This is a genomic window from Rathayibacter sp. VKM Ac-2926 (assembly GCF_022815565.1).
In the GTDB taxonomy this organism is placed as follows: Bacteria; Actinomycetota; Actinomycetes; order Actinomycetales; family Microbacteriaceae; genus Rathayibacter; species Rathayibacter festucae.
In genome coordinates this window covers 18769-30836 of sequence record NZ_JALGRS010000021.1, presented here as the reverse complement: position 1 = coordinate 30836, position 12068 = coordinate 18769, and the positions used below count along the sequence as shown (strand labels likewise).

Here is a 12068-nt window from a genome sequence, read left to right as displayed (position 1 = left end):
CAAAACCCTCGACTGGGCCACCCCCGCCCAACGCCTCGACCAACTCCTCGTTGCAACAACCACTTGACCACAAGGGGGTCTCGATACGCCGCTGCGCGGCTACTCGACCAGCATGGAGGGGCCGCTGCGCGGCTACTCGACCAGCGTGTCTGCGGGCCACTCTTCCCCGTGGATCCGGCGTCAGGGGGCGAGGGTGCAGCCGCAGGTCTCGCCGAGGACGAGGGTGGTCGGCAGGCGGACGTGGCGGACGGGGCCGTCGGCCAGGGTCTCGTCGAGGAGCTCGAAGGCGATGCGGGCCATCTCGCGGACGGGGACTGCGACGGTGGTGACGCGGACACCGCCGAGCAGTGCCTCGCGGATGCCGTCGAAGCCGACGATCGCGAGCTCGGCCGGGACGCGGATCCCCTCCTGCGACGCGGCGCGGAGGAGGGCGAGGGCGTGCTCGTCGGTGGTGGCGAAGACGGCGCGCGGGCGCTCGGTGCGCAGGATCGTGCGGAGGGCGGCCTCGGCCGAGACGCGGTCCATCGGCACGCGGTGCAGGCGGCCGGCGGCGCCTCCCATCGCCTCCGCCCAGAAGCGCGCGCGGAGGCCCGAAGGGCCGAAGTCGTCGGGGCCGGTGATGCAGTGCACGTCCTCGTGGCCGTGCGAGAGCAGGTGCTCGACCGCCGCTCGCACGCCCTGCTCGTCGTCGAAGACGACGCTCGGCTCGGTGTCGGTGGGGGCCGCGGAGTGCAGGAAGACGCGCGGGGCGGTATCGGCGGTGCTGGCGGGGTCGATGGTGATCAGGAGGATGCCGGCGGTGCGGAGGTCGGCGAAGGTGCGCTCGTAGCCGCGCTCGACCTCCGGGTCGTACTCGGTGTTGCCGAGGAGGGTCAGCAGCGAGCGACGACGGGCCTCGTGCTCGATCTCGCGCGCCAGCTCGCCGAAGAAGGCGTTGGAGGAGTCGGGGACGAGCAGGCCGACCAGGTTCGAGCGGCCAACGCTGAGCGCCTCGGCGAGGGTGTTGCGGCGGAAGCCGAGCTCGGTGATGGCGGTCTCGACGCGGGCGCGGAGCTCGGGGGAGACGGGGCGCGGGCCGTTGTTGACGACGTAGCTGACGACGGTGGCGGAGGTGCCGGCCGAGCGGGCCACATCGGCGAGGGTGGGGCGCCGGGGGCGGGCTGACATCCGGTCAGCTTAGGGGAGGGGGGTGGGGGGATCTCGAGACGCCCGCTATGCGGGCTGCTCGATCAGCATGATCTGCGCCGGACGCCGGACGCCGGACGCCGGTCGGCGTGATCGGTCCAGGCGGCGAATGTTTCACATGGGCGTAATAAACGGGCGGGTGGGGGAAACAGGGCGCGACTATGGTCACGCTAACCGCTTAGAATCGCCGACTCCCCTGGAGCGTCATGCACGCCACCCTCACCCCGTTGCGCCGCGCCGCGCTGCCCGCGACGGCGGCCGACGCGTCCGGTGACTCCCGGGTCGTCCGAGCGCTGACCCGCACCGCGTGGGCGCAGGCCGTGCTCCGCGCGGTCGCCGCGGCCTCCAACCTCTCCTTCGCGCACACCCGGGTCGCCGTGCTCGGGACCGGGCCGCTCGCCGTCGAGCTGGCGACCAGGACCGCCGCGACGGGCGCTCGCGTGATCGTCGTCGGCGACGATCCGGTCGCGCTGGTCGAGATCGCGCAGCTCGGGCTGACGGTGCAGACGGCGGACTCGGCGGACCTGCGGGATGCGACGATCGCGTTCGCAACGGGCGAGCTCCGCGCGCCGGTCGTCGCGGCGCTGCTCGGCACCGGCGGTCCGCTGCTCCTGGTCGACGCGGGGGAGGAGCGGCCGGCCGTGACCGCGGTCACCGACCCCTCCTCCGGCCGCCCCGGGATCGACCGGATCGCGGACGCCGGGCGCGAGCTCTTCCTCCTCGTGGCGCGCGACGTCGCCGACGGCTCGACCCGCCGCACGCGCGAGCAGCTGTCCGCGCGCTTCGCGGCCGCGGTCGAGGCCGCCCGGAAGCAGGACCCGTCGCCCGGTGATCTGCACGAGCGCGCCGACCGCGCCCTCGCGCGGGAGCTGCTCCGATGACCGCTCCGATCCGGGACGCGTCGCTCTGGCGGCAGGGGCAGGACAAGATCGACTGGGCCGCGCGGTTCATGCCGGTGACCCGCGGGATCGCCGGACAGCTCCGCGAGAGCGGCACCGTGCGGGGCCTGCGGATCGGGCTGGTGCTCGTGCTCGAGCCCAAGACGGCGACGCTCGCGCTCGAGCTGGCGGCGGCCGGCGCCGACGTCAGCGTGATGTGCGGCGCCTCCAACACCCACGACGACACCGCGGCCGCCCTGCAGCACGCGGGGATCGCGGTCTTCGCCCGCTCGGACGCGAGCGCCGCCGACGACCGGGCGTTCGCGCTCGGACTGCTCGACCGGCGCCCGGACATCCTGGTCGACGACGGCTCGTCGGTGACCCGGCTCGCGCACACCGACCGGCCCGCGGTCTTCGAGACCCTGCGCGGCGCGACGGAGGAGACGACCAGCGGACTCCGGCCGCTCCGGGTGATGGAGCGCGAGGGCGCGCTGCGGATCCCGGTGCTCGCGGTCAACGACGCGCGCTGCAAGACGCTCTTCGACAACCGGCACGGCACCGGGCAGTCGACGCTGCTGACCATGCTCGACCTGCTCGCGACTCCGCTCGACCGCGCGCACGTCGTCGTCGCCGGCTTCGGGCCGGTCGGCCGCGGGGTCGCCCAGCACGCCCGCGCGCTCGGCGCCCGCGTGACGATCGCGGAGGTCGACCCGGTCCGCGCGCTCGAGGCGGTCTTCGCCGGCTACGACGTCGACGCGCTGGAGTCGGCGGCCGAAAGCGCCGACCTGCTGATCTCGGCGACGGGCATCGCGCACACCATCGACGTGGAGCACCTGCTCGCCCTGCCGGAGGGGGCGGCCGTGGCCGTCTCGGGCGGCGTCGCGCAGGAGATCGCGATCGACGCGGCGCTCGCCGCGGGCGCGACCCGGCGGAGCATCGGCCACGCGCTGGAGAGCTTCACGCTGCCCAACGGCCGCTCGATCGTCGTGCTCGACGACGGCGGCTGCATCAACTGCACCGCCGGTGAGGGGAACCCGATCGAGATCATGGACCTGTCCTTCGGCGTCCAGGTGGCCGCCGTCGACCTGCTCGCGCGGGAGGCGGGGAGCCTCGCTCCCGCTGTGCACCTGCTCCCGCCCGAGGTCGACGACCGGGTCGCCCGCGCCAAGCTCGACGCGCTCGGTCTGCGGATCGACGCGCCGAGCAGCGCCCAGCGCGACTTCCTCGGCAGCTGGACCTCGACCGGCCGCCGGGCCGCGCCGCAGCGGGACGGAGCGCGCTCGTGACCGAGCTGCTGCGCCTCGACGGCGTCGGAGTGACCTACCGCAACGCCGAGCAGCCCTCGCTGATGGACGCGAGCTTCTCGGTGTCGAAAGGGGAGGTCGTGCTGGTCGCGGGCCCGTCCGGCTGCGGCAAGAGCACGCTGCTGCGGGTGCTGAACGGACTGGTGCCGCGCTCCTACCGCGCCGAGGTGACCGGGCGGATCGAGGTCGAGGGGCGGGACGCGACTCCGCTGGCCCTGCGCGACATCTCGGAGGTCGTCGGCACGCTGCTGCAGGATCCGGGCAAGCAGGTGGTCGGGCACAGCGTGCTCGCCGAGATCGCCTTCGGGCTGGAGAACCGCGGGACGCCTCCCGCCGAGATCCGCGAGCGCGCGCACCGGGTCGCCGAGCGGCTCGGGCTGACCGCGCTGCTCTCGACGCCGCCGCACGAGCTGTCCGGCGGGCAGCTGCAGCTCGTCGCCTTCGCGGGGATCCTGGTGCTCGACCCGCGGGTGATCGTCATCGACGAGCCGCTGGCCAACCTCGATCCCGACGCGGCGGACGTGCTGCTGCGGGCGGTGCGCGCCTACGTCGACGGCGGCGGGGCGGCCGTGATCGTCGAGCACCGCGTCGACGAGGTGCTCGCGCTCGAGCCGGACCGCGTCGTCTACCTGGAGGAGGGGCGGGTCGTCTACTCGGGCGGTGTCGCCGGCTTCCTCGAGGTCGCGTCGCCGGAGTCGGTGAAGCTGCCGTTCGAGGCGCTGCTCGCCGGCGCCGCGGGGGAGGAGTCGCCCGAGGAGGAGGCGCGGCCGGCCCCGGCCGGTGCCGCCCGCCTGCACTTCGACGGTGCCGAGCTCGGCTACGGCGCGCGGACGATCGTGGCCGCCGTAGACCGCCGCTTCCACGCGGGCGAGCGGGTGGCGATCCTCGGCCGGAACGGCGCCGGCAAGTCGACGCTGATGCGCGCGGCGGTCGGCCTGGTCGCGCCGACCCGCGGCCGCGTCCTGCTCGACGACCGGCCGGTGCACGAGCTGACCGCGGCCGAGCTCGTCTCGACCTGCGGCTACCTCTTCCAGAACCCGGGCCAGGCGCTCTTCAGCGAGACGGTCGAGGCCGAGCTGGCGTTCGGGCCGCGCAATCTCGGGGTGCCGGCGGAGGAGATCCCCGCGATCGCCGACGCCGCGCTGCGGGCAGTGTCGCTCGACGACGTGCCGGGGATCCTGCAGCGGCCGCCGCGCACGCTCTCCTTCGGGCAGCAGCGCCGGCTCGCCGTCGCGCTCGCCCTCACGCTGCGGCCGCGGACCCTGATCCTCGACGAGCCGACGGCGGGGCAGGACGAGCGCTCCTCCCGCCACTTCCTCGACGCGGTCTGGGCGATCGACGGGATCGACAGCGTCTACTTCATCACCCACGACGTCGACATGGCGCTCGCCCGCGCCGACCGCGTGGTCGTCGTCGACGGCGGCGGGATCGTCGCCGACGCCAGTCCCGCCGAGGTCGTGCACGACGCGGCGCTCTGGCACGGCCCGGGCGTCGACCCCGGCCACTCTCGCGCGGTGCTGCGCGAGACCGACTTCGTGCGCGCCGCCCGGCGCCACGGACCCGCGAGCGGTCGCCTCCCGCGCCCGCTCGACCTCGCCCGGCGCCTCCGCCGTGCGCAGCAGGACCCCGGCAGCACCCCCGACGCCGGACGCACTACCGATCCCCGCAGCTCCTCTCCCTCCCTCGAAAGGACACACCCGTGACCGCCACCACCTCCACCGCCACGAAGACCGGCCCCTGGGCCGTCTCCTCCCGCACGATCGTCTTCGGCGCCGTCGGCGCCGCCCTCTACGGCGCGCTCGGCGCCCTGAGCTTCGTGATCCCCGGGACGATGATCTCGATCCGCCCCGCGATCGCGATCATCCCCTTCGTGGGCCTGCGCTTCGGACCGGTCGCCGGATTCTTCACCGGTGCCGTCGGCAACGCGATCGTCGACCAGATCATGGGCTACGGCTTCCTCACCTACTGGAACTGGAGCATCGCGAACGGCCTCGTCGGCCTGCTCGCCGGACTGATCGGCTACTACGCGAAGGAGCCGCGCACCACCGGCCGCCAGCTCGTCTGGGCCGCCGCCATCGCGGTCGCCGCGGTCGTCGTCGGACTGCTCTTCACCGCCACCGACTTCCTGTTCCTCGGCCAGACCTTCCAGTACTGGTTCTTCGGCTCCTACGTCCTGGCGATCCTCGCCACCGGCATCACCGCGGTGATCCTGGTGCCCGTGCTCGACCGGGTCTGGAAGCCGCTGCAGAACCTCGCCGGACGCTGACGGGCGCCCGGGATGGAGGTCTCGCCTCGATACCTCGGCGGTGACTCCTTCCTCGGCCGCCGGGATCCGCGCGTGCTGATCCTGGTGCCGGTGATGTTCGTCGTCACGGCCAGCCAGGTGCGCGATCTGCGCTGGATGGCGGCGCTCGCCGTGGTCGCCTTCGCGTACTACCTCAGCGCGCGGATCCCGTTCCGCGAGGTGCGCTCGAACTGGGCCGTCGTGGCCGTGTTCGTGCTGGTCTTCGCGGGGATCAACGGGCTCATCGTCGGCGCGACCGGCAGCGGCGAGCCGGAGGCCGGCGCGACGCTGTTCACGGTGCCGGTCGTCGGGCTGGCGATCACGGAGGGGGCGGTGTCGTACGCGGTCAACCTGCTGCTGCGCTTCCTCACTCTGGTCGCGGTCGGGTTCCCGCTCGCGTTCGCCATCCGCCCGGGAGACCTCGCGGTCGCGTTCGCGCGGCTCGGGGTACCGGCGCGCTTCGCCTACGGGATCGACCTGACCTTCAAGTTCCTGCCCAGCGCGGCCTCGAACCTGCAGGAGACGGCCGCGGCCCAGCGGCTGCGCGGCTACGAGCGGACGCAGACCCGCAATCCGATCCGGCGCCTGCGCGAGGTGGCGCCGCTGATGGTGCCGGTCACCATCACCTCGTTCGTGGACGCGGAGGACACGGTGGACGCCCTCGATCTGCGCGGCTTCGGGACGCGCAAGCGCACCTGGCTGCGGGAGATCCGGTACACGCCGGTCGACTGGGCGGTGACGGGCGGCGCGGTGCTGCTGGCGGTCGCGGCGAGCACGGCGAGTCTCTCGGGACTGATGCCGTCGGCGTGGATCCCGTGAGCGGCGCGGTGTCGCTCGGGCGCGAGAGCGCCGGGAGCTCGACCTCGGTGCTCACCGTGCACAGCTCGCCGTGGGTGCTGCCCGTGGCGGGCGAGCCGGTGCGCGACGGGGCGGTCGCCGTACGCGGCGAGCGGATCGTGGCGGTCGGGGCGCGGGACGAGGTGCTGGAGGGGCTCCGCGACGAGTCGCCCGCAGTGCGGGAGTGGCCGGGCGCGATCGTCCCGGGCCTCGTCAACGCGCACTCGCACCTGCAGTACACCTGCATGTCCGCGGTCGGCCGGGGCCGGTACGCCGGCTTCGAGGACTGGTCGCGCGCCTTCCAGGAGGTCTACGAGCAGCCGCACGACTGGGGCGCCTCGGCGGCCGCCGGGCTCGAGATCGCGGTCACGACCGGGACGACGGCGATCGCCGACATCGTCACCGACCTCGACGCGCTGCGCGTGCTCGAGGACGGCCGCGTGCACGGGATCGCCTACTGGGAGCTGATGAGCCTCCTCGAGGACGACTGGCGCGGCAGCGGGCGCGCGATCACCGCCGAGCTGGTGCGCACCTCCGGAGTGACGCGCATCGGGCTCTCGCCGCACGCCCCGTACTCGCTGGACACCCCGGTGCTGAGCGACCTGACCGGGCTCTCGCAGGAGCTCGGCGTGCGCCGGCACCTGCACCTGGCCGAGTCGGCCTGGGAGGCGGAGTACACGATGCACGGCCGCGGCGACCTGGCGGAGCAGTGGCGCCGCTGGGGCTACGACGGCTTCCACCTTCTGCGCAACGGCGGCAGCGCGCTGCGGCCGGTGGCGTACGCGGAGACGATCGGCGCGCTCGGCGACGACGTGCACATCGCGCACGGGATCTACGTGGACGCGGACGATCGCGCGACGCTGCGGCGCACCGGCACCTCCGTCGCGCTGTGTCCGCGCTCGAACGCGGTGATCGGGCTCGACGAGGCGCCGGTCGCGGACTACCTGCGCGAGGGGAACGCGATCGCGGTCGGGACGGACTCGCTGTCGTCGACGCCGTCGCTCGACCTGCTCGGAGACGTGGCCGAGCTGTGCCGGATCGCGCGGGCGCAGGGGTACGCGGAGCGCGATCTGCACGCGCGGCTGCTCACGGCGGCGACGCTCGGCGGCGCGGTGGCGATGGGGGCGGCGGAGTCCTTCGGCACGCTGGTGCCGGGGGCGCTCGCCGACCTCGCGGTCCTGAGCGTGTCGGGCTCTTCTTCCGACGACGTGCTCGCCGCCGTCGTCGAAGCCGGCGAGGGGACCGCCCTCGCCACGATCATCTCCGGGGAGGTCCGATGGCAGGCGCGGAGCTGAGCGGGTTCGTCGACCGGCTGAGCGTCGACGGGCGGGTGCTCGAGCGGGTGCGGCGGCCGGCGCTCGCCGAGACGATGGGGCTGGAGCCGCATCCCGAGGGCGGCTGGTACCGGCGGACGTGGGAGTCGCCGGAGCGGCTGACGCTCGTCGGCGCAGACGGCTCGGTGCGGGAGCGGCCGGCGGCGACGCTGATCGTCTTCCTGCTGCCGGCGGGCGAGGCGTCGGCCTGGCACCGGGTGTCCTCGGCGGAGACGTGGATCTGGAACGGGCCCGGCCGGGTGGCGCTGCAGTACGGCGGGCTCGGCGAGGAGCCGGAGGACGGCGAGACGGTCGTGCTCGGCTCCGCGTTCGAGGGGCTGCCGGTGCAGGCGCTGGTGCCGGCCGATGTGTGGCAGCGGACGCTGCCGTCGGCGGAGGACGCAGTGGTGAGCTGCCTGGTGTCGCCGGGCTTCGACTTCGCGGACTTCTCGATGCCGGAGTAGCGGCGGGTCGGGTCTCGAGAGGCCGCCGGAGGCGGCTACTCGACCAGCACGGAAGGGGGCACTGCGGGGCTGCTCGACCAGCATGGGCGTGCGCATCCGCGGCTGGACTGCTCGACACGTCGGGAGGCATCGATTCCGTCAGCAGTGACGTGAACGCGTCATCGTTGTGCTTCAAGCGCCCGGAATTTCGCTGCGCGGAGTGGGGGCACCACCCTGGTGTGCAGGTACGCCGTCGCCAACCGCGACAGCGGTCGTACCTCGACACCACGGGAGATGCACATATGACGAACGACGACTCCCTCCCACAGACGCCCAGCGGTGAGGGCGCGGTGCACCGGCGGACGCTCGTCGCCGGAGGGGTCTGGACGGTGCCCGTCATCGCCCTGGCGACGGCGGCTCCGGCCGCGTCGGCGTCTCCTGCCCCCTGCCCGTCGGTCACCGATCCTGCTCAGTGGCGGCGCTACGACAACGGCTACGGCTATCACGGGGCGTCCGGCATCGAGGAGAAGAACGGCGCCGTCTTCTTCTACCAGCAGGCGGACGATTCGGGCTCCGCCGAGGGGTTCAACCTGGAGGTCTGGTGGGGAGCCAGGCTGCCGGTCGTCGCGGGGACCACCTACACCTTCCTCTACCTGGCCGGTGGCTCGTACGCACAGACCGGCGACGACAGGACTCGCGGTCCGCAGTACGCCCGGCTCGAGATCGACGACGTGCCCATCTCGCCGAACTACAGCACCGACACGAGTCAGTACGGCGACGTGCAGCTGACCAAGGACTTCTCGTTCGTCGACTACTCCACCCGGTGGACGGCGAACACCACGGGATCGGTCCAGCTCATGTGGCACTTCATCGTTCCCGGACGAAAAGGAGTGAGGACCGACGCGAACGACGACATCCGCATCACGTTGCCGATGATCGCCTGCTCGTAGAGGCGCCGAGCAGCCCGTGGGGCGGGCCCCTCCATGCTGATCGAGTAGCCCGCGCAGCGGGCGTATCGAGATCCACCGTGGCCTGGACGGTGGGTCTCGATACGCCGCGTTCCGCGGCTACTCGACCAGCATGAGGCGCGCGGCCTGCGGCTGATCGACCGGCATGAAGCGCGCGGCCTGCGGCTGGTCGGCCGGGATGGAGCGCGCGTTCCGTGGCTGGTCGACCGGCAGGGGTGCGCGGACCGGGCGGGTATCGTGAGCCGCATCATGCCCGTCGACTCCGCCCTCGAGGCCTCCGGCTCGGGGAGACGCCTGCAGCGCCGGGTCGCCGAGGGGCTCGGGCGGGAGATCGCGTCGGGGGTCCGGGCGGCGGACTCGCAGATCGTGCCCGAGGAGATCGGCCGCCGGTACGACGTGTCGCGCACGGTGGTGCGCGAGGCCTTCCGTGCTCTCGAGGCCCGCGGGATGATCCGCGCCCGCCCGCGCGCGGGGACGCAGGTCCAGCCGGAGAGCTCGTGGAACCTCCTCGATCCGGATGTGATCCAGTGGCGGGCGGCCGGGCCGGCGAGCGAGACGCAGCTGCAGGAGCTCCTCCTGCTGCGCGAGGCGGTCGAGCCCGCCGCGGCCCGGCTCTTCGCGGCGAGCGGCCGGACCGCCCGGCAGCAGGAGCTGTCGGCCGCGGCGGCGGAGCTGGCCCTCGCGGCCCAGGCGCGATCGTTGCCCCGGTTCACGAGCGCGGATCAGAGCTTCCACCGGATCCTGGTCGAGGGGTCGGGCAACGCGGTGCTCGCCCAGCTGCTCGGCACCCTCGCCGCCGCGCTCGACAGCAGGTACGGCAGCGGCGTTCCGACCTTCACCGCCGCGACCGATCGTGCGGTCGACCAGCATCGGCGGCTCGCGGAGGCGATCGCCGCCAGGGACGCCGATCGCGCGGAGAGCGCGGCGCGCACGCTCGTCCGCGACACCGCCGAGGAGATCCGGGCGACGTCGACCGGCCCAGGGACGGCCTGAACCGAAGCGGTCAGTGGTGCCCTCGGGCGCCGGCGTCGATCACTCCGCGGCTGCGAGGCCCTCGTACGCGCGGCTGGGGATCTGCGTGGCGAGCTTGCCGCCGCTGACGTCGACGAGCGTGCCGGTGATGTAGCTCGCGGCGTCGCTGGAGAGGAAGCAGAGCAGGTCGGCGATGTCGTCGGGCGTGCCCCAGCGGCGCAGGCTCAGCGTGTCGAGGAGCCGCGCCTTCGCCGCCTCCGGCATGTCGGCGAAGCCGTTCATCGCGGTGGGGATCATCCCCGGCGCGTAGGCGTTGACGGTGATGCCCCACGGCCCGAGCTCGCCGGCGAGGACCCGGGTGAACTGCACGACCGCCGCCTTCGACGCTCCGTAGGCGGCGGCGCCGATGCTCGGGACGATGGCCGCGAACGAGGCGGCGTTGATGATGCGGCCGCGGCCGCGCTCCTTCATCACGGGGATGACGGCCTGCGAGACGAGGAAGGTGCCGCGGACGTTCACGTCGAACGCGGCGTCCCAGCGCGACGGATCGAGGGTCTCGACGGTGCCCTCGACGTTGATGCCGGCGTTGTTCACCAGGACGTCGACGTGGCCGAACCGCTCGACCACCGCGTCGATCGCCGAGCGCACGGACGCCGGATCGGTGACGTCACAGACCAGCTGCTGCACGTCGTCAGCGGTGGAAGACGGGAAGGCCAGGTCGAGGGCGGCGACCCGCGCGCCCTCCGCCGTGAAGCGGTCGACGATCGCGCGGCCGATGCCGCGCCCGCCTCCGGTGACCACGACGACCAGACCGGTGAGATCGATGAGCACGGCAGCCTCCTATTAGTATGATTAATCGATCGTCACCGTAGCATCGAAGGGCTGCCCCATGGACACCGAAGTCGCTCGCAGAGTCGCCTGGATCACGGGAGCCGGCTCCGGGATCGGGGCCGCGTCGGCCGAGCGCCTGGCGGCGTCGGGCTGGACGGTGGCGCTCAGCGGGAGGTCCCGCGAGCGCCTCGACGCCGTCGCCGAGCGGATCGGCAGTGCCGGCGGGGACGCCCTCGTCGTCCCCCTCGACGTGAGCGACCGAAAGGCCGTGGGTGACGCCCGGGATGCGGTGGTGGCCGCGGCCGGCCGCATCGACGCGCTGGTCCTGTCGGCCGGGCTCAACTCCCCGCGGCGGACCTGGGGGGACCAGCGCCTGAGCGAGCTCGAGGAGATCGTGCGCACCAACCTGCTCGGGCCGGTGGGCGTGATCGACGCGTCGCTGTCCGAGCTGAGGGCGCACGCCGGCGCGGTGGTGCTCGTCTCCTCGTACTCGGCCTGGGCGTTCGCCCCGATCGCGGGGGTCGGCTACAGCGCGAGCAAGAAGGCGCTGGCCGAGATCGCCCGCACCCTGAACGCGCAGGAGGCCGCCTCCGGGATCCGCGCCTGCCACCTCTGCCCGGGCGACGTCGCGACGGACTTCCTCCGCCACCGGCCGCAGGTCCCGGACGACGCAGCACGCGCGACGATGCTCTCGCCGGACGACGTCGCCCGCGCGGTCGAGTTCGTCCTCGAGTCCCCGGCCCACGTCCGCATCGACGAGCTCGTGCTCTCGCCGGTGTCGCAGCGCTGACGGGCTCCGTGCCTTCGTCGGCGACCGCTCGACGGTCGCGTTCGTGCCGGGCTGTGCCCGCGCGTCCGCGGACGGCCGACCCTGCTACTTCGGAGTCGGCTGCGTCTTCGGCTGGGCGGGAGACGCAGCCGACTTCCCGACGGAAGCACTGCTGCGGGTGACGTACCGGCCAGTGGTCGGGCTGATCCGCGCGCCGCTGACTCGGAAGCCGCCGTTGCCGAGGCTCTGGAACGAGTTGCTGCTGCTGTTCGTCATCGCTGTCT

At 73.4% G+C, this 12068-nt stretch carries 13 protein-coding genes; 10 read left to right on the top strand and 3 right to left on the bottom strand.

Annotated elements, in window-relative coordinates; translation table 11 throughout:
• Positions 1-180: 180 nt before the first annotated feature.
• On the bottom strand, positions 181-1167 hold the full coding sequence (locus tag MT351_RS19585) for a LacI family DNA-binding transcriptional regulator (protein ID WP_243583044.1): 987 nt from the start codon (positions 1165-1167) through the stop codon (positions 181-183).
• A 224-nt stretch (positions 1168-1391) separates the two neighbouring features.
• On the opposite strand from MT351_RS19585, the gene MT351_RS19580 reads away from it, so the two are divergent.
• The 9 genes from MT351_RS19580 to MT351_RS19540 all read left to right on the top strand — a co-directional run bounded on the left by MT351_RS19580 (position 1392) and on the right by MT351_RS19540 (position 10205).
• Positions 1392-2066, top strand: a complete 675-nt coding sequence (locus tag MT351_RS19580; protein ID WP_243583042.1) for a hypothetical protein — start codon at positions 1392-1394, stop codon at positions 2064-2066.
• Entirely contained in the window at positions 2063-3349 is a 1287-nt protein-coding gene (locus tag MT351_RS19575) for an adenosylhomocysteinase (protein WP_243583041.1), read from the top strand. The genes MT351_RS19580 and MT351_RS19575 overlap by 4 nt, the downstream gene beginning before the upstream one ends.
• Entirely contained in the window at positions 3346-5070 is a 1725-nt protein-coding gene (locus MT351_RS19570; protein WP_243583039.1) for an ABC transporter ATP-binding protein, read from the top strand. Before MT351_RS19575 ends, MT351_RS19570 begins: the two co-directional genes overlap by 4 nt.
• Positions 5067-5633 carry an ECF transporter S component gene (locus MT351_RS19565; RefSeq protein WP_243583037.1) on the top strand — a complete coding sequence of 189 codons (567 nt, stop codon included), beginning with the start codon at positions 5067-5069 and terminating at the stop codon, positions 5631-5633. Before MT351_RS19570 ends, MT351_RS19565 begins: the two co-directional genes overlap by 4 nt.
• 12 nt (positions 5634-5645) lie before the next feature.
• A complete protein-coding gene (locus MT351_RS19560) occupies positions 5646-6470 on the top strand; it encodes an energy-coupling factor transporter transmembrane protein EcfT (RefSeq protein ID WP_123447292.1) in 825 nt (274 codons plus the stop codon).
• The gene (locus MT351_RS19555) at positions 6458-7783 is read left to right on the top strand and encodes an amidohydrolase family protein (RefSeq protein WP_308197781.1); all 1326 of its coding nucleotides are present in this window, start codon (positions 6458-6460) and stop codon (positions 7781-7783) included. The genes MT351_RS19560 and MT351_RS19555 overlap by 13 nt, the downstream gene beginning before the upstream one ends.
• The gene (locus tag MT351_RS19550; RefSeq protein WP_132437299.1) at positions 7765-8265 is read left to right on the top strand and encodes a cupin domain-containing protein; all 501 of its coding nucleotides are present in this window, start codon (positions 7765-7767) and stop codon (positions 8263-8265) included. The genes MT351_RS19555 and MT351_RS19550 overlap by 19 nt, the downstream gene beginning before the upstream one ends.
• A 281-nt stretch (positions 8266-8546) precedes the next feature.
• Complete coding sequence (locus tag MT351_RS19545) at positions 8547-9194, top strand: hypothetical protein (RefSeq protein WP_243583035.1); 648 nt, start codon at positions 8547-8549, stop codon at positions 9192-9194.
• Between the two features lie 267 nt (positions 9195-9461).
• Positions 9462-10205, top strand: coding sequence for a FadR/GntR family transcriptional regulator (locus MT351_RS19540; RefSeq protein WP_243583033.1), 744 nt, complete (start codon positions 9462-9464; stop codon positions 10203-10205).
• A gap of 39 nt (positions 10206-10244) precedes the next feature.
• Here MT351_RS19540 and MT351_RS19535 read toward each other — a convergent pair whose 3' ends face one another.
• Complete coding sequence (locus tag MT351_RS19535) at positions 10245-11015, bottom strand: SDR family NAD(P)-dependent oxidoreductase (RefSeq protein WP_243583031.1); 771 nt, start codon at positions 11013-11015, stop codon at positions 10245-10247.
• Between the two features lie 58 nt (positions 11016-11073).
• Between MT351_RS19535 and MT351_RS19530 the strand changes: the two genes are divergently transcribed.
• On the top strand, positions 11074-11805 hold the full coding sequence (locus MT351_RS19530) for an SDR family oxidoreductase (RefSeq protein ID WP_243583024.1): 732 nt from the start codon (positions 11074-11076) through the stop codon (positions 11803-11805).
• A gap of 84 nt (positions 11806-11889) precedes the next feature.
• On the opposite strand, the gene MT351_RS19525 is transcribed toward MT351_RS19530, so the two are convergent.
• Positions 11890-12060 (bottom strand): hypothetical protein, encoded by a 171-nt coding sequence (locus MT351_RS19525; RefSeq protein ID WP_159423922.1) that lies wholly within the window; start codon positions 12058-12060, stop codon positions 11890-11892.
• Positions 12061-12068: the final 8 nt, after the last annotated feature.

Coding starts and splice junctions, on each gene's coding strand:
- MT351_RS19545 (WP_243583035.1), top strand. CDS start 8,547: ATGACGAACGACGACTCCCTCCCACAGACGCCCAGCGGTGAGGGCGCG.
- MT351_RS19550 (WP_132437299.1), top strand. CDS start 7,765: ATGGCAGGCGCGGAGCTGAGCGGGTTCGTCGACCGGCTGAGCGTCGAC.
- MT351_RS19585 (WP_243583044.1), bottom strand. CDS start 1,167: ATGTCAGCCCGCCCCCGGCGCCCCACCCTCGCCGATGTGGCCCGCTCG.
- MT351_RS19560 (WP_123447292.1), top strand. CDS start 5,646: ATGGAGGTCTCGCCTCGATACCTCGGCGGTGACTCCTTCCTCGGCCGC.
- MT351_RS19575 (WP_243583041.1), top strand. CDS start 2,063: ATGACCGCTCCGATCCGGGACGCGTCGCTCTGGCGGCAGGGGCAGGAC.
- MT351_RS19530 (WP_243583024.1), top strand. CDS start 11,074: ATGGACACCGAAGTCGCTCGCAGAGTCGCCTGGATCACGGGAGCCGGC.
- MT351_RS19525 (WP_159423922.1), bottom strand. CDS start 12,060: ATGACGAACAGCAGCAGCAACTCGTTCCAGAGCCTCGGCAACGGCGGC.
- MT351_RS19580 (WP_243583042.1), top strand. CDS start 1,392: ATGCACGCCACCCTCACCCCGTTGCGCCGCGCCGCGCTGCCCGCGACG.
- MT351_RS19540 (WP_243583033.1), top strand. CDS start 9,462: ATGCCCGTCGACTCCGCCCTCGAGGCCTCCGGCTCGGGGAGACGCCTG.